General features: G+C 63.2%; 19 protein-coding genes. 9 read left to right on the top strand and 10 right to left on the bottom strand.

The window, feature by feature from the left end; translation table 11 throughout:
* Window positions 1–14: 14 nt before the first annotated feature.
* The 3 genes from Y88_RS02000 to Y88_RS01990 form a co-directional block, all read right to left on the bottom strand.
* Window positions 15–734 (bottom strand): ABC transporter ATP-binding protein, encoded by a 720-nt coding sequence (locus Y88_RS02000; protein ID WP_018075251.1) that lies wholly within the window; start codon window positions 732–734, stop codon window positions 15–17.
* Window positions 735–736: 2 nt separating this feature from the next.
* On the bottom strand, window positions 737–1,873 hold the full coding sequence (locus tag Y88_RS01995; protein WP_008065752.1) for an ABC transporter permease: 1,137 nt from the start codon (window positions 1,871–1,873) through the stop codon (window positions 737–739).
* A 113-nt stretch (window positions 1,874–1,986) separates the two neighbouring features.
* The gene (locus tag Y88_RS01990) at window positions 1,987–2,892 is read right to left on the bottom strand and encodes a LysR family transcriptional regulator ArgP (protein WP_008065746.1); all 906 of its coding nucleotides are present in this window, start codon (window positions 2,890–2,892) and stop codon (window positions 1,987–1,989) included.
* Between the two features lie 74 nt (window positions 2,893–2,966).
* On the opposite strand from Y88_RS01990, the gene Y88_RS01985 reads away from it, so the two are divergent.
* From Y88_RS01985 to Y88_RS01970, 4 genes are all read left to right on the top strand, one after another.
* A complete protein-coding gene (locus Y88_RS01985) occupies window positions 2,967–3,587 on the top strand; it encodes a LysE/ArgO family amino acid transporter (protein WP_008065744.1) in 621 nt (206 codons plus the stop codon).
* 25 nt (window positions 3,588–3,612) lie between these two features.
* Window positions 3,613–3,843: an FMN-binding negative transcriptional regulator gene (locus Y88_RS01980; protein ID WP_008065742.1), complete on the top strand. Its 231-nt coding sequence runs from the start codon at window positions 3,613–3,615 to the stop codon at window positions 3,841–3,843.
* Between the two features lie 171 nt (window positions 3,844–4,014).
* A complete protein-coding gene (locus Y88_RS01975; RefSeq protein ID WP_008065740.1) occupies window positions 4,015–5,337 on the top strand; it encodes a GGDEF domain-containing response regulator in 1,323 nt (440 codons plus the stop codon).
* A gap of 117 nt (window positions 5,338–5,454) precedes the next feature.
* Window positions 5,455–6,387: a CHAD domain-containing protein gene (locus Y88_RS01970; RefSeq protein ID WP_008065738.1), complete on the top strand. Its 933-nt coding sequence runs from the start codon at window positions 5,455–5,457 to the stop codon at window positions 6,385–6,387.
* On the opposite strand, the gene Y88_RS01965 is transcribed toward Y88_RS01970, so the two are convergent.
* The 4 genes from Y88_RS01965 to Y88_RS01950 all read right to left on the bottom strand — a co-directional run bounded on the left by Y88_RS01965 (window position 6,377) and on the right by Y88_RS01950 (window position 11,555).
* Complete coding sequence (locus Y88_RS01965) at window positions 6,377–7,813, bottom strand: M20/M25/M40 family metallo-hydrolase (RefSeq protein ID WP_008065736.1); 1,437 nt, start codon at window positions 7,811–7,813, stop codon at window positions 6,377–6,379. The genes Y88_RS01970 and Y88_RS01965 overlap by 11 nt on opposite strands.
* A gap of 489 nt (window positions 7,814–8,302) precedes the next feature.
* Entirely contained in the window at window positions 8,303–9,292 is a 990-nt protein-coding gene (locus Y88_RS01960) for an NADPH:quinone oxidoreductase family protein (RefSeq protein WP_026166771.1), read from the bottom strand.
* Between the two features lie 151 nt (window positions 9,293–9,443).
* Window positions 9,444–11,033 (bottom strand): flavin monoamine oxidase family protein, encoded by a 1,590-nt coding sequence (locus Y88_RS01955; RefSeq protein ID WP_008065730.1) that lies wholly within the window; start codon window positions 11,031–11,033, stop codon window positions 9,444–9,446.
* 69 nt (window positions 11,034–11,102) lie between these two features.
* Window positions 11,103–11,555, bottom strand: a complete 453-nt coding sequence (locus tag Y88_RS01950; protein WP_008065727.1) for a c-type cytochrome — start codon at window positions 11,553–11,555, stop codon at window positions 11,103–11,105.
* A 274-nt stretch (window positions 11,556–11,829) separates the two neighbouring features.
* On the opposite strand from Y88_RS01950, the gene Y88_RS01945 reads away from it, so the two are divergent.
* Window positions 11,830–12,345: a Rid family hydrolase gene (locus Y88_RS01945; protein WP_008065723.1), complete on the top strand. Its 516-nt coding sequence runs from the start codon at window positions 11,830–11,832 to the stop codon at window positions 12,343–12,345.
* Between the two features lie 53 nt (window positions 12,346–12,398).
* On the opposite strand, the gene Y88_RS01940 is transcribed toward Y88_RS01945, so the two are convergent.
* The 3 genes from Y88_RS01940 to Y88_RS01930 form a co-directional block, all read right to left on the bottom strand.
* On the bottom strand, window positions 12,399–13,319 hold the full coding sequence (locus Y88_RS01940) for a response regulator transcription factor (RefSeq protein ID WP_008065721.1): 921 nt from the start codon (window positions 13,317–13,319) through the stop codon (window positions 12,399–12,401).
* Between the two features lie 2 nt (window positions 13,320–13,321).
* The gene (locus Y88_RS01935; protein ID WP_232280886.1) at window positions 13,322–15,199 is read right to left on the bottom strand and encodes an ATP-binding protein; all 1,878 of its coding nucleotides are present in this window, start codon (window positions 15,197–15,199) and stop codon (window positions 13,322–13,324) included.
* 350 nt (window positions 15,200–15,549) lie between these two features.
* Window positions 15,550–15,753: a hypothetical protein gene (locus Y88_RS01930; protein WP_008065717.1), complete on the bottom strand. Its 204-nt coding sequence runs from the start codon at window positions 15,751–15,753 to the stop codon at window positions 15,550–15,552.
* A gap of 345 nt (window positions 15,754–16,098) precedes the next feature.
* Between Y88_RS01930 and Y88_RS01925 the strand changes: the two genes are divergently transcribed.
* From Y88_RS01925 to glgC, 4 genes are all read left to right on the top strand, one after another.
* Window positions 16,099–18,120, top strand: coding sequence for a TonB-dependent receptor plug domain-containing protein (locus tag Y88_RS01925; RefSeq protein WP_008065715.1), 2,022 nt, complete (start codon window positions 16,099–16,101; stop codon window positions 18,118–18,120).
* A 266-nt stretch (window positions 18,121–18,386) separates the two neighbouring features.
* Complete coding sequence (locus tag Y88_RS01920) at window positions 18,387–20,825, top strand: glycogen/starch/alpha-glucan phosphorylase (protein WP_008065714.1); 2,439 nt, start codon at window positions 18,387–18,389, stop codon at window positions 20,823–20,825.
* A gap of 89 nt (window positions 20,826–20,914) precedes the next feature.
* Window positions 20,915–23,095, top strand: a complete 2,181-nt coding sequence (glgB, locus tag Y88_RS01915; RefSeq protein WP_008065713.1) for a 1,4-alpha-glucan branching protein GlgB — start codon at window positions 20,915–20,917, stop codon at window positions 23,093–23,095.
* Complete coding sequence (gene glgC, locus Y88_RS01910) at window positions 23,092–24,366, top strand: glucose-1-phosphate adenylyltransferase (RefSeq protein WP_026166772.1); 1,275 nt, start codon at window positions 23,092–23,094, stop codon at window positions 24,364–24,366. Before glgB ends, glgC begins: the two co-directional genes overlap by 4 nt.
* The last annotated feature ends 23 nt before the right edge of the window (window positions 24,367–24,389 follow it).

The raw sequence follows: 24,389 nt of genomic DNA, 5'->3' as shown, positions 1-24,389 counted from the left end.
CCCTGTTTCCTTGTTCAAACGCCTTCGTGCGCGACATGGGCCATCCCTCCCTGATCGATCCGGGTGACGCGGCCGTCCTCCATCGTCATGATGCGGTCGGCAAATTCGAAAATGCGGGCATCGTGCGTGATGATGAGGATGCAGCGCTTGTCGTTGAGCACTTCGCGCCGGACGAACCCGATGATGTTACGACCGGTATCCCCGTCGAGCGAGGCCGTCGGTTCGTCCAGCACGAGAATGTCCGGCTGGCCGATCAGGGCACGGGCGATCGCCACGCGCTGCTGCTCTCCGCCCGACAGCTTGACCGGCGGGATGTCCGCGCGGTGGCCGAGCCCCACGATGTCGAGGAAGCGCCGCGCTTCGGTGAGCGCCTCGCCCCAGTCGCGACGCTGGATGACCAACGGGATCGCCACGTTTTCTGCCGTAGTCAGGCGCGGAAACAAGTGGAAATCCTGAAACACGAAGCCGATGCGGTGCAGGCGGAAATGCGCGAGGGCGTCTTCACCCATGGCCCAGATATCCTCGCCCTCAATCATGACCCGCCCGGAATCGGGGCGCAAAATGCCCGAGACCATCGACAGCATCGTCGTCTTGCCCGAACCCGACGGGCCGACGATGAACAGCATCTCGCCCCGATAGGCTTCGAAGCTGACATCGCTCACCGCCAGCGTGAACGTCTCGCCCTGGCCGAACCCCTTGGTCAGCCCTTCGGCGCGGATGGCCACCTCGCCCATGACTACCCCCTGAAGATGTCGAAAGGTTCGATCCGCAAGACCCGGCGGACCGCGAACCAACTGGAAATCCCGGCGATCACCACCACCATGCCGAGCGCGAGCAGCAAATTGCCCCAGGTGATGATCGCGGCGTAGTCGGGCATCCGCGCACGGGCGATCCAGATCATCGTGGCGCAAAGCCCGGTGCCCAGCCCGTACCCCGTCAACGAGACGAAGCCCGCCTGGAACAGGATCATCGCGACCAGTTCCCGCGACGTCATCCCGATGGCCTTGAGCGCACCGAACTTTTCAAGATTTTCAAGGATGAAGGTGTAAAACGTCTGCCCGGAAATCGACAGCCCGACAATGAAGCTGATGACGGTCATCATCAGCAGATTGGTGCCGATCCCGGTCTTGTACTTGTAGAAATCGCTGATCTGCCGAACGAAGGCGTCGCGGGTCAGTGCGACATACCCCGCACGGGCAACGGCAGCCTGAATGGCAGGAATGTCCGCCGCGCTCTTGGGCTCGACCAGAATGTAGGAAATGGTGAAGCGGGAATTGGGCAGGTATTGCAGCGCCCGGCTATAGGTCGTGTAGAGCGTCGGCACGCCGAACAACCCGTTGCTGCTGACTTTTGCCAGACCGACGATCTTGGCCCGGTGGTCGTTGATCTGGAATTCCGCACCGATTTTCGGGCTGCCGATCTTGGTATATTCGGAATCGGTCACCGCGATGAAGCCGTTCTCGCCATAGATGTCCTCGATCCGTCCGGCTTCCATGACCGGCCGTCCGAACAGGCTGGTATCGTCGAGCCCCATGATCGTGACCGCCTGATAGGTCCCGTCCGCCATTTTCACGAGGCTGCCGCCCGAATAGATCGGCACCGCGAACTTGACCCCCGGCAAGGAACGCACCTGATCGAGCACGCTGTCGGGCATGGGAATCGAATTGGCGACCGTCTGCACCGCCGGATCCATGACCCACACCGACGCCCCGACATTGTAGACCGTCGCCGACGAGCGCGACAGCACACCGGCGAACATCGACGTCATCTGCACCATCAGGAACACGGCGAAAGTGATCCCCATGACCAATGCAGTGAATTTGGCCCGGTCGTTCGCCAGCAATTTGTAAGCAATGCGCAAAATGCCGAACATCAACAGCCCCTGCCGAACAGCATCCCCCGATGGAGCATGAAACGCATCCTGAATATGCCCGTGATCAAATCACAGCACGACAGTGTCACAAATTGTCGCATCAAGCATTTGATTTATTGCTTTTCACCACGCCCAAGTGCTTCCCGCGCCGCTGCCTGGATCGCATCGGTCAAGACCCGCAAAGAGGATGCATGGAGGCGCACGACGTTCCAGTAGAGCCGCACGTTGAGCAGGCTCCCCGGAACCAGTTCGACCAGACGCCCCGCAGCAAGATGATCGCGCGCGAGAAGGAGCGGCTGCATGCCCCATGCGAGCCCCGCCAACGCGAAATCCTGAAAGGCGTGGGTCGAAGGCACCCACAGGGTCGGCGCCTGCAATTCGCAATCGAACGTCTCGCGCACCCAGCGCGCCTGCAACCGGTCCTTGTGGTCGAACCGCAGGCAAGGTGCCTTGGTCAGCGATGCCGGGTCGACGCCATCGGGAAAATGCCGCTCGACGAATTCCCGGCTGGCACAGGCGGCATAGCGCAAGGCGCCGAGCGCAACAGCCCGGCACCCCGGAAGCGGTTCCGGGTCGGTCGTCACCGCCCCCAGCACTTCACCCATGCGAAGCCGTTCGGCGGTATGCCCCTCGTCCTCACGCGTGAGATCGAGGAGCAACCCGGTTGCGCGCACAAACCGCGTCACCGCATCGGGAAACCAGGTCGCCAGACTGTCGGCATTGACCGCAAGACGGATCGTCGGCGTGGTTTCGTTCCCGGCAAGGCGCGGTTTCAGCGCGGGGTCGAGATCGGCTTCGAGCAGGCGAACCTGATCGAAATGGGAACAGAGCGTGCGACCAAGTTCGGTCGGAACGCAAGGCTGGCCACGCTGGACCAGTACCGTGCCCAGCTTTTCCTCAAGCCCGCGCACGCGTTGCGAAACGGCCGAAGGCGTCACGCCCAGAGCCTGCGCCCCGCGTTCGAAACTGCCTTCGCGGATGACGGCGGCCAAAGCCGCAAGGGCCGGATAGTCGAGCATTGAATTAAGGTGCACTTCATCAAGATAAGAATGATAAGTTAGGCTAAGCCCACAAGCTCTGTCAAACCGGGGGCATGACCAATCCCCTTACCCCGTTCGTCACCGGCTTTGCCCTTTCCGCCGCCCTGATCATGGCCATCGGCGCCCAGAACCTGTTCGTCCTGCGTCAGGGTCTGCGACGCGAACATGTCGGCGCCATCGTCCTCTTCTGCGGCTGTGCCGATGCCGTCCTCATCGCCTTGGGCGTTGGAGGGCTCGGAGCTCTGCTATCGCTCGTCCCGGCACTGACAACGATCCTTTCCCTCGGCGGCGCCGGCTTCCTCGGCTGGTACGGGGTCAAGGCACTCCAACGCATGGCGGCGTCCGAGACCTTGATCGTGTCGGATGGCGGCGCCATCACACTGGGCAGCGCGCTTGCCTCGACGGCGGCGTTCACATTCCTCAACCCCCATGTCTATCTCGATACGGTGCTGCTGATGGGAGCAGCCGGTTCGGCCCAGCCGCTTGCCTTGCGTCCGCTGTTCGTCGCGGGAGCTGCTTGTGCAAGTTTCACCTGGTTCACCGCGCTCGGCTATGGCGCCCGCCTGCTGGTTCCGCTGTTTGCGCGACCGATGGCATGGCGCGTCCTCGACGCGGTAGTCGGCATCACCATGCTCTCGCTCGCCGTCTCTCTCGCTCTCACCGCCCTGCGTTGAACCGCACCAGTCGGGGGCCCCGCCCATGTATGTGCCCCAAGCCTTTCGCCAGACCGATCCGCCCGTTCTTTTCTCCACGATCCGCGACCGTCCGCTCGGCCTGCTGATCACCCACGGAGAATCCGGGATCGAGGCCAATCACATCCCCTTCCTGCTGATCGAGGACGGCAACGGCGGGGGCGTCATTGCGGGCCTGTCGGAACACGATTTCTCCTGTCCGATGGCAAAGACCGTGAGGGTTGCGAAGCAGGACTGAATCCCGGCGTCACAGCAAACGTTGTCCTCTAGGTAAATCTACCGGAATCCGTTCTCTCGATGTCTTAGACTTTCAAACCTATCGCCTGTGCCAGGACGGAAAAATGCAGTGCGCCGGGCGCGTCTGCGTGCGAGCCCGCCACACTGCCGTTCTGGGGGATAGTTTGTCGAAATGACCCGCTTTCGGAAACAGGACCGTCAATCGAACCAAGCCGACCTTGCCGAACAGGAGCCGACCGTTTTCCTGATCGAGGACTCGATCGCGCTGGGCATCCTGCTCAAGAACCGGATCGAGGAAGTCTCTCCGGCCAATGTCCAGCTCTACCGCACTCTGGCCCATGCGACCGCAGCCTTGCAGGAAAACCGCCCGACGCTCGCGATCACCGGGCTCAACCTGCCCGATGCGCCCGACGGGGAAATGCTTGACGTTCTGGCTGAATACGGCGTCCCGACGATCCTGTTCACCGCGACATTCGACCGCAAAGTGCGCGAGCGTTTCGCCTCGGCAAAGCTGGTCGACTATTTCGTCAAGGATACCGTCGACGCGGTCGATCAGCTCGTGCGCACCGTCGTTCGCCTGACCGGAGCGGGTTCGACCGCCATTCTCGTGGTCGACGATACCCTCAGCGTCCGCGCAGCGCTGGTCGATCTCCTCCAGCGCCAGAAATACCAGGTGTTCGACGCAGGCTCGGGCACCGATGCACTCAAGATCCTGTCCGCCAATCCCCAGATCAGGCTGGTCATCACCGATTTTCACATGCCCGACATGGACGGACAGCAACTGACGCGCGAAATCCGCCAGACTTATTCCACCGAAGACCTGCGCGTGATCGGCGTGTCCTCGTCATCCGACCCCTTCCTCTCGGCCGCCCTGCTCAAGGCGGGGGCGTCGGACTTCGTCTATCGCCCCTATATCGCCGAGGAAGTGCTCTGCCGCGTCGAAAACAACATCGACACGATCAAGCAGATGAAGCGCCTGCGGCATCTGGCCGAACGCGATCCCCTGACCGGGCTTTACAACCGCCGGGCCTTCTTCGAACGCGCCTACAAGATTCTCGATGGCCTCAAAGCCGGCAATGCCCCCGGCTCGCTGGCCATCCTCGACATCGACCACTTCAAGACCGTGAACGACACGTATGGGCATGATTGCGGCGACGTCGCCCTGAACGCGGTTGCCAACGTCCTGTTGACGACGGCGCAGGAACGCGGGTTCCTGACCGCGCGGCTGGGCGGCGAGGAATTCGTGATGATGTTCCATCACCGTGACAGCACGCAGGTCTTCGCGCTGTGCGAGGACATCCGCCAGGCGATCGAAGCCTGCGACGTGCGCAGCGAGGAGGCCCCGATCGCGCTCACGGCCTCGATCGGCGTATCGGTCATCCACCTCGAGGAAGGCATGGACAACCTGCTCAACGCCGCCGACCAGATGCTCTATCTCGCCAAGTTGCAGGGACGAAACCGCGTCATCAGCGACGCCCAGTTCTGCGACGCGTAAGACCGCCGGACACATCGCCCAGCCCCGCAGCCAAATTCGCTTTGCCTGCTTGCGGGCGAAGTGCTCAATAGTCGGGCAGAGTGCCGGGACAGGCCGGAGTCGAGTGCCGTGACGCCCATGAGCGATTGCCGCGAACCCAAGACCGTCGAACGAATTGCCCCTGTCGCGATCAGCGACGGGATGAATGTCGGCGAAGGGTTCCGCGCTATCGCCCGCAACTGCCTCGACCAGCTCGGTACGGCCATGACCCTCGTCACTACCGAAGGCGATCACGAAGCCATCCATCAGTGCCGCGTCGCGATCAGCCGCTTGCGCATCGCCTTGGCCCTCTTCGGTCCCGCCGTCGATCAGGCCGAAGCAAAGCGACAGCGTCGGCGATTGCGCCGGCTTGCCCATGCCCTTGCCCCGGCACGCGATCTCGATGTCCTGATCGAACGGATCGCGCCGGAAGGCAGCGTGCAACTGGTCTCGCACCTCGCCGTACTCCGCGACGAGGAAGTGTCGAGAGCCGCTGCCTGCCTCGCTCGCCCCGACACGATCCATACCCTTACCGTCCTGCGGGCGTGGCTCGACAAACAAGAAGCAGCCGGAGCACTGGAGCCTTTTGCGGCAAAGGCGCTCGATCGCTATCGCAAGTCCCTGCCCCGCAAGCGTCGGCGCCTGCGGGCCATGGATGACGGGGAGCTTCATCGGCTGCGATTGAAAGTGAAACGGCTGCGCTATGCGACCGGATTTCTCGCACCCGTTTTCCGGAACGCGGACGCTGCGCCCCACGAGCATCTGCTGGCGAGACTTCAGGACAAGCTCGGCACTCTGCACGACATGGCAGTGGCGCATTCGGGCGTCGCGGTCGAGGATCTCGCCCCCGAATACAACGCCGAACTTCGTGCGCTTCTCACCCACAAGGGCGCGTCACGGGGAAAATTGCTGCGCAGCATTTCCCGATTGCTCAAGCGCCATCGTCATGCGCCGCGCTGGTGGCGGGACGAGACCGGCGAGACGGACGGCACTTCCCCGCCCGCCTCGCCCGACAGCAGCCTTAGCGCGTAAGGTCGGGAATGAGATTGAAGTAATACGTGAGCGCGGGCTTCACGTTGACGGTGCGCACCCGTTCGTTGAGCCCGTGGCTGAAGCTTTCATCCGACCGGGTGAAGACCGGGCTCGCATTGTAGGCCGGAACCCCGATCGAGCGGTAGAACATCGAATCCGATGCGCCCGATGCCTGCGAGGGAATGACCGTCACGGCCGAGCCCCATGCCGCATGGATCGCCTTTTCCAGCGCGCCGACGACGTCCGCCCGCATCGGCGAGGCCGGGGAATCGATCGACCCTTCGGTCACGTCGGAAACCTTGACCACCGGCGAGCCGATCACCTTTTCCAGCTGAGCCGCGATTTCGGCACGGCTGTGGCCGGGGAAGATGCGGCAATTGACATTGGCGTCGGCCCGCTGGGGCAAGGCATTGAGCGCGTGCCCGCCCGAGAGCATGGTAGGAACGCAGGTCGTCCCTGTCTTTCCGACCATCGAGGGTTCCGCGCGCAGCACCGCCAGCGCCTTGGCATCGGCTGGATTGGCCGCAAACGCCCGCATGGCGGCTGCCTTGGCCGGGTCAGCCTCGAACGCGGCGGCGCGCGTGAACCATGCCTTGGTGATGGCATTCTGTTCGGGCGGGAACTGGTACTTGCCGACCTTGATCACTGCCTCGGCCAGTTGCACGATGGCATTGTCGGGGCGCGGTTCAGAGCTGTGCCCGCCCGGGTTGGTCACTTCCAGCTTGTAGTCGGCATAGGACTTTTCCGCACCGTCCCACATCCAGTAGAGCGGCTTGTCGGTGCCGTCAGCGAACGTGCCGCCACCGCCATCAGCATTGATCACCGCCTCGGCGCCCTTGAGCTTGTCCGCAAGGACGGCGCTGGTCGCCATCACCGTCTCTTCGTCGCCCGAGAAGGCCAGCACGATCGTCCTGCGCGGACGATAACCGTGGCGACGCAGGTCGACGAGCGAGGACAGCAGCATCGAACCGTCGAACTTCATGTCGGTGGCGCCGCGACCATAAAGCACGCCATCTTCGACCACCGGACCGAAGGGATCGCGTTGCCAATCGGCGCGCTTGGCCTCGACGACGTCCATGTGCCCCGACAGGACCAGAGGCTTGAGCTTGGGATCGGTGCCGACCCAGGTCGCGACCAGCATGGCGGTGTCGTGCATCGGGGTGATGACCACATCGGACGGCGCCCAGCCACCGGCGACCAGGCGGTCGCGGAACAGGGCCGCGACATCGGCAGCGCGGTTGCCTTCCCCGCGCACCGAGCGGATGGCAATCGCCTTCATGGCGAGGTCCAGCGCCTCGGTGGCTTCGGCCGTGGTGGGCGCGGCGACCGGAGCGGCAGCAAGCGCGGGAACCGAAAACGAAGCCGCAACGAGCGCCGCGAACGTGGTTCCGGCAAGCGCGCGATGGGCGACAGAAGTCTTCGTCATGATGGCATGGATCTCCTTTGGCGGGATAGCTGCCGCCTCTCCGTGATCATGGCAACAGCTTTTCCTTATGCGAATCGGTGCCGTCGAAAGGCGAAAAATGCTGCACAGAGACGAGCCGCCAGCGCCTTCCCCCGCGTTTTCCGGACGAGCGCAGGCGCAAACGGCGATAGCGGCAAAAAACGATTGCGAGGTCGGTGACTTGCACCAGGTGCACTTTTCGCCGCACACCCGCTCTTTATGCATACGTGTGAAACAGCTATGAAAAAAGGCTTTTTCCCGAGATAAAAACAGACCTTTCGAACTGATCGGGAAACCTCCAATTGAACGGATGCGTTTTTTGCACCTTTAATTGCCTCTTTCGCACTTGCATCAAGAGGCCCGAAAAGTCATCAAGAACCTGCCTTTCAGGCATCCTCTCCCAAACCTTCCAGAGCCGCTTTTAGCGGCTCTTTTTTTGCCCGCAGCATTCTGGTTGTGCACGGCAAGGGCTCATGCCTGAGGCAAGAGGACAGTGCGGCCGACGACGCGGCGCTCCTGCATCCCCCGATAGGCCTCCCTCCATTCCCCGAGCGGCAAGGCAGCATGAACATGCGGCCGAATGCGCCCCGCTTCGGCCAGGGCCTGAACGGCGGCGATATCCTCTCGCCCATGGTCGGGGAAACGGCGTCCATATTCCCCCGCCCGCACGCCCACGATCGAGAATCCCTTGATCAGGGGGATATTGGCACCCACCGTCGGAATGCGCCCACTCGCAAACCCGACCACCAGCAGGCGTCCGCCAAATGCGGTATAGCGGCAGGCCTCGTCAAAGACGTCGCCCCCTACCGGATCATAGACGAGATCGGCTCCGCGACCGCCCGTCAGATCAAGCACGGCTTCACGAATGCCGACCGGACCGACCAGCCCATGCGCCGGATCGTACAGTGCTTGCACAGCCGCGAGCTTGGCGTCCGACGAGGTCACCGCGATGACTTGCAGACCAAGAGCCCGGGCCAGATCGACCGCTGCAAGGCCAACTCCACCCGCAGCCCCATGAACCACCACCCAGTCACCCGCCTGTGCTCGCCCGAGCCGGACCAGCGATACCCACGCCGTCAGGTAGGCGACGCGCAAGGCGGCCCCTTCGGCAAAGGACAGGGGCGATGGCAAAGGCTGTACGCTCCCTGCCGGAAAGACGCCATATTGCGCAACGCAACCGGTCAGGCCCGCCGCCATCACCCGATCACCCTCGCGCCAGCCATGACGGCGCGCTTCCTCCCCCAAAGCCGTCACCACACCTGCGCACTCCATGCCGGGTACGAACGGCAACGGGGGTTTTGCCTGATACAAGCCTTGGGTCATCAGGAAATCGGGAAAGCCGAGCGCTGCGGCCTCGATCCGGACCTGCACATCGCCCGGTCCGGGCATCGGGATCGGTCGTTCGACCAGAGACACTCCGGACAAGTCCGGTGATAGCGCGCGAACTTCAAGGGCTGACATGGTCATGGCCGGCAGACTTCTCCCGCATTGCCTTGTTTTGCCGGTGACTGTCTCCCGCTCTCGTCGTGGATGCAAGAACCCAGGGCGAATACGAAAAGGGCCCGGCAGTCTTGCTGCCGGGGCCCAATTGTCCGCTTGAACGGTAATTCGATCAGGCCGCCAGAGCGCGTTGATGCAGGCGCGTGATCGCATCCAGCGAGGAAAGCAGCGCGCCTTCCTGCCAGCATCCATAGTACGAGCAGTGTTCGCCCGCGAGGACGATACGCCCCTCCATCGCCACGAGATCCTGATAATGCTTCTCGCGGCTTTCCTCGGTCCAGGTAGCGCAGCACCCCAGGATCCACGGCATGCGGCTCCAGGCAACCGTCGCGCCCGAGCGGAATTCGCTCTTGTATTCGGCCGGGTGGAACACCTGCCCCTGGTCGAGTGCAGCCGCGATCCGCTTTTCCGGAGTCATCCCGGCCAGCATGTAGGCGCCGATCCCGAACGGATAGGCCCCGAGAATGACCGCCGGGCCATCGCCGAAGAAATTGCCGGTGGGATAGGAAATGAGGCCGATCGGCTGGTCGGTGAACGAGTGACCGCCATAGATCGCATAGTCGGTTTCCCAGAACCGGCGCTTCATTTCGAGGCCGATCTTGACCGAGTTGCCGTAAGGCAGCGCGCGAATGGCGGCCTTCTTGGTCTCGCTGATCTGGAAATCCATCTGGTTCAGCACGGGCGCGGGGATCGTGCAGACCATCCAGTCGGCATGGGTCTCGCCCGTCGCGCCGGTCTTGGTATCGACCCAGCTCGCCGAGACGCCCTTGTCGTCCTGCGCGATCTTGGTGACCTTGGTGTTGTACCGGATCAGCTTGCCGACCTTGGCCGCGAACGCCTTGCCGATGTGATCCATCCCACCCTTGGGCTGGAACATCGTCGTCTGCATGACGTGCTCGGTATAGAAACCGATCTGTTCCCACACCTTGGTCGACAAGGTATCGGACAAAGTGCCGACGTCACCCGGGATCGGTGCGCCGTTGACGCCGCCGCCCGGCGCACGTTCCCAGCCGCGCTGCTCGCCGACATGCATGCCCTTGGTATAGGCCATCGACTTGTCGAGCACGCCCCATTCGCGCATCGCCTGGAACAGCTTGGCCTTGTCCTCGGCCGTGACCGCCGTGTCGAGCGCCCCGGCGTTGAGCGACTTCGACAAGAGCTCGGCGACGTGGCCCTTGAAGTCCACGTAGAGGTCGCGATAGCGCTGCGGCTTGCCGCCGTAGGCATCTTTGCGGTGGATGAAGGCGTTGTGATTGAGCTGGGCGAAATGCTCGAGCTCGACACCCAGTTCCTTGCAGTAATGCAGCACGGTGCGGTGGTGATAGGGAATGCGCCACGGACCGGGATTGAGATAGTTGCCCGGCGCGAACTGCACCTGCTGGGTCGAGCCGAGTTCGGTGATGGTATCGCCGCCGCGCACCGAATAGTTGCGGCCACCGGCACGGTTCTGGAATTCCAGGATCTGCACCTTGTACCCGGCCTTGGTCAGTTCAAGCGCGGCAAGCATGCCCGCAAGCCCGGCGCCGAGCACCAGCACGGTCGAGCCGGGACGAGCGCCGGACAGCTTGGGCGGACCGTTGAACTGGCTGTCGGCGGCATGGCCGAGCACGGTCATCGCCTGATAGAGCGCCATGGCGCCGCCGGTCTTGCCGATCATGGTGAGAAGCTGGCGACGGGTCGGCGGATTGAGCGAATCGATCATGTCAATTCCTTGAAAAACGCGAAACACAGCGATTGGAGCGGCGGATGGCCCCTCGGAGAGATGGTTGGATCAGTGACCGCAGTTGCAGTCGGGGACCGGCGGATTGGCGACACCGATCCGCTCGATGTCCGCCACCGTCACAGGGTCCTTGTAGTCGTTGAAATGACCACGCACGTAAGTGATCACCGCCGCGATCTGTTCCTTGGTCAGGATATCGGTGAACCACGGCATCCCGCCCCGCCCTTTCAGCAGGATAATGATCGGGTAATCCTTGTTGGCGAGATTCTTGTTCCCTGCGAGAGCGGGAACCCGCGCGCCCGGTTCGCCACCACCCTTGGCGTCGGGCATGTGGCATGCCTGGCAGATCTGTTCGAAGATTTCCTTGCCGCTGGCTGCAACCGCAGCATCTCCACCCGACGGTCCCGGCCGATCCTGAGCAAAACCGGGCTTTGCGCATGTCGCCGCGACCAATGCGGTCATCGCCGCAAATCCGACCAGTCCGAACTTGTGCTTGCTGCCCATTCCCCGCCTGCTCTCCATATGAAGTAATGCAACCCCTCGGGCTTCTTGCCGCATCTGCGAAGATACCTGCGATCCGCCACCATGACAGATCCCCTGCCGCCCCAGCACCCCGGTTGCCCATACGTCGATCCGCGTAGCACGGCCCACCCTTTTGCGCATCGGCGCCGGAACACGCTTTAGAAAAACTGGATATGACCTTATCGAAACACAAACGAGAGCGGCTCAGCCCGAACTACGTTCCGTGTTTCCAACCGTGTCTGCAAAGGTTCCAAACATGCGTATCACCTCTGCGATTTCCGCCATGCTGGCAGCGACTGTTGCGGCAGCCATCGTGCCTGCCGCCTCTGCCAATGCGCAGGTCGTCAAGTACCAGAGCAACCCCGGCGCCCTTATTCTCGACGGCGCGGAAGTGAAGGCGGGAACCGACCTGTTCTTCCTCTCGGGCCAGCTGGCATCGCCGATCGACCCCAAGAAGAGCTGGGGCGACATCAAGTCGACCGAGGATCTCGGCGACACCAAGACCCAGACGATCAGCGCACTTACGAAGATCAAGGCCCTGCTGGAAAGCAAGGGCTACAAGATGAGCGATCTCGTCAAGCTCACCTTGTTCATCGCGCCCGATCCGAAGCTCGGCAAGCTCGATTTTGCGGGTGCGAACGAAGGCTTCAAGCAGTTCTTCAAGACCGGCGAAAACCCCGAAACGGTTGCCCGTTCGGCGTTTCAGGTCGCGGCCCTCGCGGGTCCGTACTTCCTGATCGAGATCGAAGGCATCGCTGCCAAGAAGAAGTGACGGATCAGCGCCGGTCGGACCTCTGACCGGCGCATTCCCTTATGGCTCGCGCCTTACTGCTCGGACGACCGGATCGCGATGGCAGCCGCCGCTGCGCGGGTTTCGACACCGAGCTTTTCATAAATGCGTTCGAGGTGTTTTTGCACCGTACGCGGGCTGATCGCCAGCACGTCGCTGATGTCGGCATTCGACTTGCCGTAGCTGATCCACAGCAGCACTTCGGCTTCGCGCTCGGTGAGGCCAAGGCGGCTCTGCAGTCGGTTGGCATCGCCCTGCGGATCGAGTTCGTTGAGCCGGATCAGCACCTCGTTTTCACGATATTGCGCGATCAGGACCAGTTCGAGCGACCAATCCCCGTTTTCGATGCGGACCGAAACCCCGGGTGCATCCCCGCGTTGCAATAACCGCTCGATCGCCTGGCGCAGGACTTCGGGCACCATGCCGCGCTCGCGGCTCCAGCCTGCCTCGACCCGCGCGATCGCGCGCTCGGCCAAAGGCGTGCACCACAGGAACTGCCCGGCAAGATCGGTCGAAAGCATCATCCGCCCGGTCGCATCGAGCCCGACTGTACTGGCCTGTACCGCCCGCGCATGGCCCATGTGGACGCGAACGCGCGCGAGCAATTCGTGGACATTGACCGGCTTGCGCACATAATCGACGCCGCCGACCTCGAAGCCCTCGATGACGTGCTCGCTTTCGGTCAGGCCGGTCATGAAGATCACCGGAACGTGCCGGGTGGCCGGATTGGCCTTGATCCGCACGGTCGCCTCGAACCCGTCCATGCCCGGCATGACCGCATCCATCAGCACGAGATCGGGAACGACATGGGCAATGAGGTCGAGCGCCCCCTGCCCCGACGTCGCGACCAACACGGAAATCCCGGCATCCTCGAGCGTATCGGTGAGGAGACGCAACGATTCCGGCTGGTCATCGACTACCAGCACCGTATCCCGGTGAAGCGGCAGTTCGGTCATCGTCAGGCCTTTTCCAACATCCGGGCCATTCCGGCGAGGTCGAAGCGGTCGAGGCAATCGTATAGCCTTGCGACCAGCGTGCAACCCTCCGGCACCCGGCTTTCCAGTTCGCGGATTTCCGCCTCGATCCCGCGAACGTGACCGATGCGCACTTTGTCACGCAGGCGATCGAGATGGACGCGGGCTTCCGGCGTCAGTTCGATCACCTCGTCTTCGCCTGTCTCCACCGAGGCAACGGTCTCCGGCTCGGCATCGGAAGGCGCAAATATCCAGGTCAAATCGAGCAGCTCCCCGATCGTGTCGACCAGCGTGTCGATCTCGACCGGCTTGACCAGGAAACGGTCATGGACCGTCTCGATCCCCGGCTCGGCAGGGCCGTGCCGTTCGTGAGCGTTGGCCGAAAGCATGACAATGCGCAAGTCCGGCCCGGCTGCCTCGTGCAGCGCGCTCGCGGTTTGCCAGCCCGACCAGCCGGGCATGGCAATGTCGAGCAGCGCAAGATCGAAATGCCTTGCCCGCGCCATGGCCAAAGCCGTCTGTCCGTCCGGAGCCGCGCTGACGTCGAACCCCAGATCGGTAAGGACCTGCCGCACGAAGGCAAGCTGGCGCGGATCGTCGTCGGCGACCAGGATCGCGCGACGCATGCCGAGATAGCCGGTCGCACAGCGCCGGTTCTCTCCGGTCCCTTCGCCGGGACCATCGCGATGCCCGACGACCTGCCCGAGCATGACCCGCACCCGGAACACCGAACCCTCTCCGGGCGTGCTCTCAAGTTCCAGTTCACCGCCCAGGATCTGCACGATCGCCCGCGTGATCGGCAGCCCCAGGCCAATGCCCCCGGCGCGCCCACCTTCGACCCCGCGATCGAACGGCGCGAAAATGCGCTCCTGCGCTTCGGGCGGGATGCCCGGACCGGTATCGCGCACTTCGAACGTCGCGACCTGCCCCGAATAACGGATGGCAAGAACCACTTCACCCTTGTGCGTGTACTTGATTGCATTGGTAATCAGGTTGATCAGCACCTGGCGCAAACGCTTCTGGTCGGTGCGGACATAGTCGGGCAGATGACCGACGATCTCGGTCCGAAAGACCAGCCCCTTGGCCTGCGCGGACGGGCGGAACATCCGTTCGATCTGCTCGATGAATGACGGCAGGCGAACCGTGTCAGTCGAAACCCGCATGACCCCGTTCTCGACCAGCGACATGTCGAGCAGTCCTTCGACAAGATCGGTCAGATGTTCCGCACTGCGCCGGATCACCCGCGCCGCATCGGCAACATCGACGGCAGATCCCCGCTCGAGCAATTGGGCATAGCCGTAGATTGCGTTGAGCGGCGAGCGGATCTCGTGACTGACATTGGCAAGATAGCGGCTCTTGGCGGCATTGGCCGCTTCGGCAGCGGCTTTCTGCCGGGCAAGGTCGGTGTAGGTGCCCGCGTCGTCATCGCCGGGGACTTCGGCGTCCTGGCTGTCGGGGCCCGTCATCTCGGGAGCCCTCATCTCGGGAACCCTCATCTCGGGAATGGGGCTTTGCGAGGACGGACGCATCTCAAGGACCGTCGGCTTGCGGCTCCGTGCCGTCATCACGCCCTGCACCACGCCGCTTGCAAGACCGCCCAGAACTCCGGACATCAACGAGGTCGCGGCCGACGGCTTTTCCCCGCCCCGCACCACCTGAAACGCGCGGGAGACCAGGAAGCCTGCAACGCCCCCCGCAATGCCGGTCGCGGCATGATAGAGCAGCCCTGTCGCGAATGCGGTGCTGTCGATGGGGAGAGTGTCGGAAGGCGATCCTGTGGCAGAAGATCCGGAAGCGGAATTGCCGTCATCGTCGATCGCGGACGATTTTGCGGGGGAAAAGTCGCGCATGGGCCTGCTCATCGGGCACCTGTCCGGCGCACTCGAAGCGTCAGTTCATGCCCGCGCGGGCCCGAATGCCGATTTCGGGCGCTGAGTCCACTGGACCGCGCCCTGCAGAAATTTGTCATTTTTGCGTTGCTTGACCCTGATCGACGTCGCAACGGACCAGTTCCGCTACGAAGACGACCCCAATCTTGTGCACTGCAAATGACCGGGGTTCAACCCCCGAGCCCAGCCCCCCGACCTTTGAGGGAGCCTCGATCATGCCGGCGCGGAACCCCCAAAAACCTTACCGCGCCCCAGGACTGAGATCGCACCCCCAATTCGGCGATCGCAGTCCGGGTTTTGTAACATTGATCCGTTAGCGGGCGTCAGATCACTTCGTCACGCTGCAGGCGCTGAAGAAGGCGGACGGCGACCGAATGACGGATAGCCTTGCCTTCACGGAGCTTTACCCAAGTGTTGAGGCCGATCCCGAAATGGCTCTGGATCACCTCGGGCTTCTGGCAATTGATGATCGAGCGCATCTTGGCGACCACAGTGGGCTCGACATAAGTCAGTTTCTGAACGCGCATCTTCCCTCAACTCGATTGCGTTATAGCGTTGTGATGACAGATTATGTCGTGCAGCCGCTGGGCCCATACGCAATTTGACCCATCGCAAAGGAAATCCCGAGTCGTTAACCACCCGCCTTTGCCGTCTCAGCAAAACCCGAAAAGCAATCGGTTGCCCAAAAAGGGTTCTCCCATCGCTGGTTTTCCCCGGAAATGCGCCATTTCCCACCGCGATCGTACTTTTTTGCAGGTTGGCAAAACTCCCGCCCCGGAGCAGTGATCGCAAACGAGAGGATGGGGGTCGCGCTCGGCTGAACGCAGCCTGACTCATCAATTCATACGAATTCGAACAGGTCGAATCACACAATGACTCTTCTGCTGGTCCTTGCCGCCGCAGCCCCTGCTGCGCTGTCCCCATCGCCCCAAACCGATGCCGGAACCGCTCCATCCCCAGCGCAAGGCAGCGCGGAAACCATTGTCGTGACCGGCAAACCGCTTGCCGACCTGCCCGCCGCCGCAGCCTATGCAGTAACCACGATCGACCATACCCGCATTGGCCAGGTCTCGTCCGGACGCATCGAGGATGCCCTTGCGGACGCTGCCGGACTGCAACTCTATCGCCGCTCGGACAGCCGTTCGGCCAACCCATCGGCGGACGGCTTCACCTTGCGTGCGCTCGGCGGGAATGCTGCCAGCCGCACGCTTGTCCTGATTGACGGTGTTCCCCAGGCAGACCCCTTTTTCGGATCGATCCCGCTTGCCGGGATCAATGCCTCCGACATCGGCAGCATTCGCGTCATCCGTGGCGGCGGCAGCGGCGCCTTCGGCTCGGGGGCCGTCGCAGGAACGATCGACATGACCAGCGCGGGACCTGCCGAGCGCGGTTTTCTCGACGGCGAAGTCCTTGCCGACAATCGCGGGGACACCACGGTTTCGGCCGGATTGGCGCCGCGGCTCGGCAACGGCTTTGCCGTCGTGTCCGGCCGCTGGGATCGCGGCCCCGGCTTCTGGACCACGCCCCCCGGCCAGCGGGTCACAGCAAGCGCCAAGGCGCGCTATGAAAACTGGTCCGCGTCTGCACGAGGCGTTGCAGCCCTCGCCCCCGATGTCGAAATCCAGGGCCGCCTGTCCTTCTTCGGCGACAATCAGACCTTGCGCTTCAAAGGCGCCGACACCGGCATGAGCGGAGAGGATGCGAGCTTGCGCGTGGTCGGCCACGGCCGCTGGCAATTCGATGTGCTGGCCTATGGACAGTTCCGCAATTTCAACAGCGAGACGATCAGTTCGTCGACGTATCTCCCGACACTCAACCAGACCGGCACGCCGTCCTCGGGGTTCGGCGGCAAAGTCGAAGTGCGCCCGCCGGTGGGTGGTGGCCATGTCCTGCGCCTTGGTGTCGACTGGCGACAGGTCGAGGGCCATACCGAGGAAGACACGTATACCAAGGGCGTCGTCAGCGGGCATCGCCGCGCGGGCGGCACCAACACCGACCTTGGCCTTTATGCCGAAGACGCATGGACCATCGGCATCCTGCGCCTGACCGCCGGTGCACGCGCCGACCGCTGGGGACAGCGCGACGGCGAATACCGGACCTGGACGCTGGGATGGAGCCCGCTGCTCAACACGAATTACGCCGGGCAATCGGGCTGGACCGGATCGTTCCGGGGCGGCGCCGTGGTTCAGGCAACCCACCGGCTCGCCCTGCGCGGCTCGGCTTATACCGGCATGCGCCAGCCCACGCTCAACGAACTCTATCGTTCGTTCACGGTCTATCCGGTGACGACCCAGGCCAATGCGACCTTGCGCAACGAACGCCTGCGCGGGGTCGAAGGCGGCATCGACTGGCAACCCCTGCCCGCCGTCACGCTCGGCGTGACCGGCTTCGTCAACGAGATCCGCAACGCGATCGCCAACATCACCATCGATGCCACGACACAGATGCGCCAGAACGTCCCGGCGGTTCACGCCCACGGGGTCGAATTTTCCGGCGCGGTCAAGGCCGGGACGGTCTCGCTGACGGGATCGCTGGCATGGACCATCGCCCGGATGAGTGCGCCGGGCCAGGCCTATGACGGATTGCGTCCGGCCCAGACCCCGCGCCTGTCGGCTTCGGCCAGCGCCGTGTGGACGCCGCGCCCGCATTACGTGCTGGGCCTGACCGTGCGTCATGTCGGGGTCGCGTTCGAGGACAACCTCGCCACCGCCGCCCTGCCCGCCGCAACCACTCTCGGCGCCTTTGCCTCTGCTCCGATCGTCGGCCCGGTCAGTCTGGTCCTGCGCGGCGAGAACCTGACCGACGTGACCGTCGTCACCCGCAATTCGGGCGGAACGGTCGATGTCGGCATTCCCCGCACGATCTGGGCCGGCATCCGCATCGCCGTTCGCTGACCCCACGCAATCGTCCGCGCTTCATCCTGCACCCATCAGGGGTGCGGGATGCGTTCGGATGCACTTTTTTTCGGGAGGGCGACTTGTAGCTTGAAAGCTTAATGAAGACTGTCCTACCCAATCAGCGGAGAGAGTGCCGATCCAGTCGCCGGATGACAACACAGGCGTCGGGTTTGCCGGAAGGGCCAGGAAAACCTGTCTGCCGATGAGGTGCGCGGCTGTTCGCGTGGCCCACCTGCGGACGACTGCATAGGGAGCTGCGTTCCATGAGCCTCGACATCCCGCTGAGCACAGGTTCCAAGGCCGCCGAAATCGACATCCATATCATTGATGTACTGCGGCACCGGGTCGGCAAGGACGAACGCGCGGCAAAGCCCCATGACTGGTATACGGCAACCGTCCTGACCCTGCGCGATGCGGTGATCGACGTCTGGATGGAAACGACCCGCCGCACCTATGAAAACGGCGAAAAGCGAGTCTATTACCTCTCGCTCGAATTCCTGATCGGGCGGCTCCTTCGCGACGCGCTGTCCAACATGGGCATGACCAGCGAAATGGAAAAAGCCCTGCGCGATCACGGCTTTGACCTGACCGCACTTGAAGAACTGGAACCCGACGCGGCACTCGGCAACGGCGGCCTCGGGCGGCTTGCCGCCTGCTTCATGGAAAGCCTCGCCAGCCTCGACATCCCCGCCTACGGCTATGGCATCCGGTACAAGAACGGCATGTTCCGCCAGCGCATCGACGACGGCTGGCAGGTCGAACTGCCCGAAACCTGGCTCAGCCACGGCAACCCCTGGGAATTCGACCGCCGCGAAAGCTCGTACCGTGTCGGCTTCGGCGGCGAAGTCATGGACCGGGGCGAAGGCGTCGAATGGCTGCCCGCCGAACAGGTCGAGGCGAGCGCCTTCGACACGCCCGTCGTTGGCTGGCAGGGCAAGCGCGTCAACACGCTGCGCCTGTGGACCGCCCGAGCGCTCGATCCGATCCGCCTCGACGCATTCAACGCGGGCGACCACGTCGGCGCCCTTGTCGAAGACGCGCGGGCCGATGCGCTCGTGCGCGTGCTCTATCCCGCCGACAGCACGCCTGCGGGCCATGAACTGCGCCTGCGGCAGGAATTCTTCTTCACCTCAGCCTCGATCCAGGACATCGTCCGCCGCCACGCCCAATACGACGGCGACGTGCGGACCTTGCCCGACAAGGTCGCGATCCAGCTCAACGACACGCACCCCTCGGTGGCGGTTGCCGAACTGATGCGCCTGCTCGTCGACGTTCACGGGCTTGAATTCAACGAAGCGTGGGACGTCACCAAGAAGACCATCGCCTATACCAATCACACGCTGTTGCCCGAAGCGCTCGAATCCTGGCCCCTGCCCCTGTTCGAGCGTCTGCTGCCGCGTCACATGCAGATCATCTATGCGATCAACAGCCGCGTCCTGCGCGAAGCCCGTCGCGCCGGGCTGAGCGACCAGCAGATCGCCGCGATCAGCCTGATCGACGAACATGGCGAACGCCGGGTCCGCATGGCCAATCTCGCTTTCGTGGGCGCGCACAGCGTCAACGGCGTCGCCGCACTCCACACCGAACTGATGAAATCGACGGTCTTTGCCGACCTTCACGCGCTCTATCCCGACCGCATCAACAACAAGACCAACGGCGTCACCCCGCGCCGCTGGCTGCATCAGTGCAATCCCGGCCTCGTCTCGGTGCTCAAGGATGCGATCGGCGACAGCTTCCTCCATGACGCGGAAAAGCTCACCGACCTCAACGCGCTGGCCGACGACACCGTTCTCGGCGAGCGGATCGCCGAAGTGAAACGCTCGAACAAGGTCGCCCTTGCCGCCCATATCAAGCAGTTGACCGGCGTACGGCTCGATCCCGACGCGCTGTTCGACGTACAGATCAAGCGCATTCACGAATACAAGCGCCAGTTGCTCAACCTCATCGAAACGGTCGCTCTCTACGACCAGATCCGCAGCCACCCCGAACGCGACTGGGTGCCGAGGGTCAAGATTTTCGGAGGCAAGGCCGCGTCGAGCTATCACAATGCCAAGCTCATCATCAAACTGGCCAACGACATCGCCCGCCGGGTCAATTCCGATCCCGCAGTCGGCGGCCTGCTCAAGGTCGTGTTCGTTCCCAATTACAACGTGACGCTGGCCGAACGGATCATCCCCGCCGCCGACCTCTCCGAACAGATCTCGACCGCCGGGATGGAAGCCTCGGGCACGGGCAACATGAAATTCGCGCTCAACGGAGCGCTTACCATCGGCACGCTCGACGGCGCCAATATCGAGATCAAGGATCACGTGGGCGACGACAACATCGTCATTTTCGGCCTGACCGCCGAAGAAGTGCTCTCGCGCCGATCCAACGGGTACAACCCGCGCGCGATCATCGAAGGATCGCGCGAATTGCGCCAGGCGATCTCGGCCATCGCGTCCGGGGTGTTCAGCCCCGACGACCCGCATCGCTATGCCTCGCTCATGGGCGGGCTTTATGACAGTGACTGGTTCATGGTTGCGGCCGACTTCGATTCCTATCACGCGGCGCAACGGTCGATCGACACCCGTTGGGAAGACCAGAAAGCGTGGCGCGCCAGTGCCATCCGCAATATCGCCAATGTCGGCTGGTTCTCTTCGGATCGGACCATCGGCGAATATGCCCGCGACATCTGGGGCGTCGTGCCTCAACCGACTTGAAGTTATGCCCGACAATAAATTGTAACTCTTGCTTATTCTTGTTCCGTATATCTAGGTAAACAAGAAGCGGAACGGAGAGGGATCGGATCATGAAGCCGCCGGCGCAAGCCATCGAAGCCTTGCTGGAAGGCACTCATGCCGATCCCTTCTCGCTTTTGGGCATCCATCCCGGCCCGGGCGGCAGTTTTGCCCGGGCGATTCTGCCCGGCGCGGCAGAAGCACAGGCCCATACCCTTGCCGGAGAGCCGCTCGCCTCGCTCACCCGCATCGACCCGCGCGGCCTGTTCGAAGGACCGGTTCCGGGTGGGCGTCAGCCGCTGCGCTATCTGTGCCGCAACGGCCCGCACCAGTGGTGGGTGACGGACCCTTATTCGTTCGGCCCGGTGCTCGGCCCGACCGACGATTTCCTGATGGGCGAAGGCACCCATTACCGCCTGTTCGACAAGATGGGCGCCCATGTGATCGAACACGAAGGCGCACGCGGGGTTCACTTCGCGGTCTGGGCCCCCAATGCGCGCGTGGTTTCGGTTGTCGGCGATTTCAACGACTGGGACGGTCGCCGCCATCCCATGCGCCTGCGCCGCGACAACGGGATCTGGGAAATCTTCATCCCCGACATTGCCGAAGGCCGCCCCTACAAGTTCCATGTGGTCGGCCCGGACGGCGTGCTTCAGCCGCTGAAGGCCGATCCTTTCGCCTTCTTTTCCGAACTGCGCCCCGCGACCGCTTCGATCGTCGCCCAACCGGGCAAGGACAGCTGGGACGACGAGGCCCATCGCGATTACTGGGCCCGGACCGATATCCGGCGCGAGGCGATCTCGATCTACGAAGTGCATCCCGGGTCGTGGCGCCGCCCGCCCGGACGCGAATTCCACACATGGGACGAACTGGCCGACCAGCTCATCCCCTATGTCGTGGAAATGGGTTTTACCCACATCGAATTCCTGCCGGTCTCGGAACATCCCTATGACCCGAGCTGGGGCTACCAGACGACCGGTCTCTATGCCCCGACCGCGCGCTTTGGCGGACCCGAAGGGTTCGCGCGCTTTGTCGAAGGCGCACACCAGGCAGGGATCGGCGTCCTGATCGACTGGGTTCCCGCGCATTTCCCGACCGATGCCCATGGCCTTGCCCGGTTCGACGGGACCAGCCTTTACGAACATGCCGACCCGCGTCAGGGTTTCCACCCCGACTGGAACACCGCGATCTACAATTTCGGGCGGCGCGAGGTGGAATCCTTCCTCGTCAACAACGCCCTGTTCTGGGCCGAAGTCTATCACGTCGACGGCCTGCGCGTGGATGCTGTCGCCTCGATGCTCTATCGCGACTATTCCCGGCGCGAAGGGGAATGGATCCCCAACGAGCAGGGCGGACGCGAGAACTGGGAAGCGGTCCGTTTTCTTCAGGCGATGAACAAGGCCGTCTATGGCCAGCACCCCGGCGTCCTTACCGTCGCCGAGGAAAGCACCGCGTGGCCGGGCGTGTGCCTGCCCGCGCACGAGGGCGGACTGGGCTTCGGCTTCAAGTGGAACATGGGCTTCATGCACGACACGCTGAAGTACATGGCCCGCGATCCGGTTCATCGCCGCTATCACCACGACGAGATCACCTTCGGGCTGATGTATGCCTTTTCGGAGAATTTCGTCCTGCCGCTGAGCCATGACGAAGTGGTCCACGGCAAGGGTTCGCTGCTCAACAAGATGAGCGGCGACGATTGGCAGAAATTCGCAACATTGCGCGCCTACTACGGCCTCATGTGGGGTTATCCGGGCAAGAAGTTGCTGTTCATGGGGCAGGAGTTCGCCCAGCGCGCCGAATGGAGCGAGGCGCGCGAACTCGACTGGCACCTGCTCGCCCATGCCCCGCACGAAGGGATGCGTCGCTGGGTCCGCGATCTCAACCACGCCTATCGGCGCCACGGCGCGCTTCATGCGCGCGATTGCGAAGGCGACGGCTTTGCCTGGGCCGTTGTCGACGATGCAGCTGCCAGTGTCTTTGCCTGGGTCCGCCATGCGCCGGGCGAACCGCCGGTCGCGGTCGTGTGCAATTTCACGCCCCAGGTTCATTCGCACTATCGCCTGCCCCTCCCGATCGACGGCACCTGGACCGAAATCCTCAACAGCGATGCCCCCGACTACGGCGGCTCGGGCCAGGGCAATCTGGGAATGATCGAAGTCAAGGACGGCGCCGCGCTGGTCGTGCTGCCTCCGCTCGCGACAATGATGTTCGTCTACGCCGGAAAAGAGGAAAGGACTGAGTCAGAGGGATGAGGGACAGGACCCACGGACAGCCGCTGGCCCGCGACGCCATGGCCTATGTTCTGGCCGGAGGACGCGGCAGTCGTCTGAGAGAACTGACAGATAACCGCGCCAAACCGGCCGTCTATTTCGGCGGCGTCAGCCGCATCATCGACTTTGCCCTCTCCAATGCGCTCAATTCCGGCATTCGCCGCATCGGCGTCGCCACCCAGTACAAGGCGCATTCGCTGATCCGTCACATGAACCGCGCGTGGAACTTCCTGCGTCCCGAACGCAACGAAAGCTTCGACATCCTGCCCGCCTCTCAGCGCATTTCCGAACTGCTGTGGTACGAAGGCACGGCGGACGCGGTGTTCCAGAATATCGACATCATCGAAAGCCACGCACCCAAGTACATGGTCATCCTGGCGGGCGACCACATCTACAAGATGGACTACGAGCTGATGCTGCAACAGCACGTCAACTCGGGCGCGGACGTCACCATCGGCTGCCTCGTCGTCGGCAAGAAAGAGGCCTCCGGCTTTGGCGTCATGGCCGTCGATGGCGACAGCCGCATCACCGCCTTTGTCGAAAAGCCTGCCGATCCGCCGACGATCCCCGGCGATCCGGAGCACTGCCTCGCTTCGATGGGCATCTATGTCTTCGAGACGAAATTCCTGTTCGACCAGCTTCGCCGGGACGCCGCGACGCCCGGATCGACCCGCGATTTCGGCAGCGACATCATTCCCTATATCGTCAAGCACGGGAAAGCCGTCGCCCATCGCTTCACTGACAGCTGCATCCGCGCGGCCGAGGAGATGGAGGAATACTGGCGCGACGTCGGCACGCTCGACGCCTATTTCGACGCCAATATCGACCTCACCGATACCGTACCCAAACTTGACATGTACGACCGCGAATGGCCGATCTGGACCGACCAGATCATCGCCGCTCCGGCCAAGTTCGTGCATGATGAGGAAGGACGCCGGGGCATGGCGATTTCCTCGCTCATCAGCCAGGGCTGCATCGTCTCGGGCGCCTTTGCCAAGCGCAGTCTATTGTTCACCGGGGTCAAGATGGGATCCTATTCCCGCGCCGAGGAAACGGTCGTGCTGCCCTATTGCAACATCGGCCGCCACGCCCGTCTCAAGCGGGTCATTCTCGATTCCGGCGTGCGCATTCCCGAAGGCCTTGTCGTGGGCGAAGACCCCGAACTCGACGCCCGCCGGTTCCGGCGCACCGAAAACGGCGTGTGCCTGATTACCAAGCCGATGATCGACCGCGTCATCGAACTGGGGCTCTAGGCCGTCAACAAGAGACACGTTGC

The organism is Novosphingobium nitrogenifigens DSM 19370 (assembly GCF_000192575.1).
In the GTDB taxonomy this organism is placed as follows: domain Bacteria; phylum Pseudomonadota; class Alphaproteobacteria; order Sphingomonadales; family Sphingomonadaceae; genus Novosphingobium; species Novosphingobium nitrogenifigens.
This window is presented reverse-complemented; position numbering and strand designations above follow the sequence as displayed.

Coding starts and splice junctions, on each gene's coding strand:
- Y88_RS01965 (WP_008065736.1), bottom strand. CDS start 7,813: ATGACGAAGACTTCTGTCGCCCATCGCGCGCTTGCCGGAACCACGTTC.
- glgB (WP_008065713.1), top strand. CDS start 20,915: ATGAAGCCGCCGGCGCAAGCCATCGAAGCCTTGCTGGAAGGCACTCAT.
- Y88_RS01970 (WP_008065738.1), top strand. CDS start 5,455: ATGAGCGATTGCCGCGAACCCAAGACCGTCGAACGAATTGCCCCTGTC.
- Y88_RS02000 (WP_018075251.1), bottom strand. CDS start 734: ATGGGCGAGGTGGCCATCCGCGCCGAAGGGCTGACCAAGGGGTTCGGC.
- Y88_RS01945 (WP_008065723.1), top strand. CDS start 11,830: ATGCGTATCACCTCTGCGATTTCCGCCATGCTGGCAGCGACTGTTGCG.
- Y88_RS01930 (WP_008065717.1), bottom strand. CDS start 15,753: ATGCGCGTTCAGAAACTGACTTATGTCGAGCCCACTGTGGTCGCCAAG.
- Y88_RS01975 (WP_008065740.1), top strand. CDS start 4,015: ATGACCCGCTTTCGGAAACAGGACCGTCAATCGAACCAAGCCGACCTT.
- Y88_RS01990 (WP_008065746.1), bottom strand. CDS start 2,892: ATGCTCGACTATCCGGCCCTTGCGGCTTTGGCCGCCGTCATCCGCGAA.
- Y88_RS01955 (WP_008065730.1), bottom strand. CDS start 11,033: ATGATCGATTCGCTCAATCCGCCGACCCGTCGCCAGCTTCTCACCATG.
- Y88_RS01960 (WP_026166771.1), bottom strand. CDS start 9,292: ATGTCAGCCCTTGAAGTTCGCGCGCTATCACCGGACTTGTCCGGAGTG.
- Y88_RS01920 (WP_008065714.1), top strand. CDS start 18,387: ATGAGCCTCGACATCCCGCTGAGCACAGGTTCCAAGGCCGCCGAAATC.
- Y88_RS01995 (WP_008065752.1), bottom strand. CDS start 1,873: ATGTTCGGCATTTTGCGCATTGCTTACAAATTGCTGGCGAACGACCGG.
- Y88_RS01985 (WP_008065744.1), top strand. CDS start 2,967: ATGACCAATCCCCTTACCCCGTTCGTCACCGGCTTTGCCCTTTCCGCC.
- Y88_RS01950 (WP_008065727.1), bottom strand. CDS start 11,555: ATGGGCAGCAAGCACAAGTTCGGACTGGTCGGATTTGCGGCGATGACC.
- Y88_RS01925 (WP_008065715.1), top strand. CDS start 16,099: ATGACTCTTCTGCTGGTCCTTGCCGCCGCAGCCCCTGCTGCGCTGTCC.
- Y88_RS01935 (WP_232280886.1), bottom strand. CDS start 15,199: ATGAGCAGGCCCATGCGCGACTTTTCCCCCGCAAAATCGTCCGCGATC.
- Y88_RS01940 (WP_008065721.1), bottom strand. CDS start 13,319: ATGACCGAACTGCCGCTTCACCGGGATACGGTGCTGGTAGTCGATGAC.
- Y88_RS01980 (WP_008065742.1), top strand. CDS start 3,613: ATGTATGTGCCCCAAGCCTTTCGCCAGACCGATCCGCCCGTTCTTTTC.
- glgC (WP_026166772.1), top strand. CDS start 23,092: ATGAGGGACAGGACCCACGGACAGCCGCTGGCCCGCGACGCCATGGCC.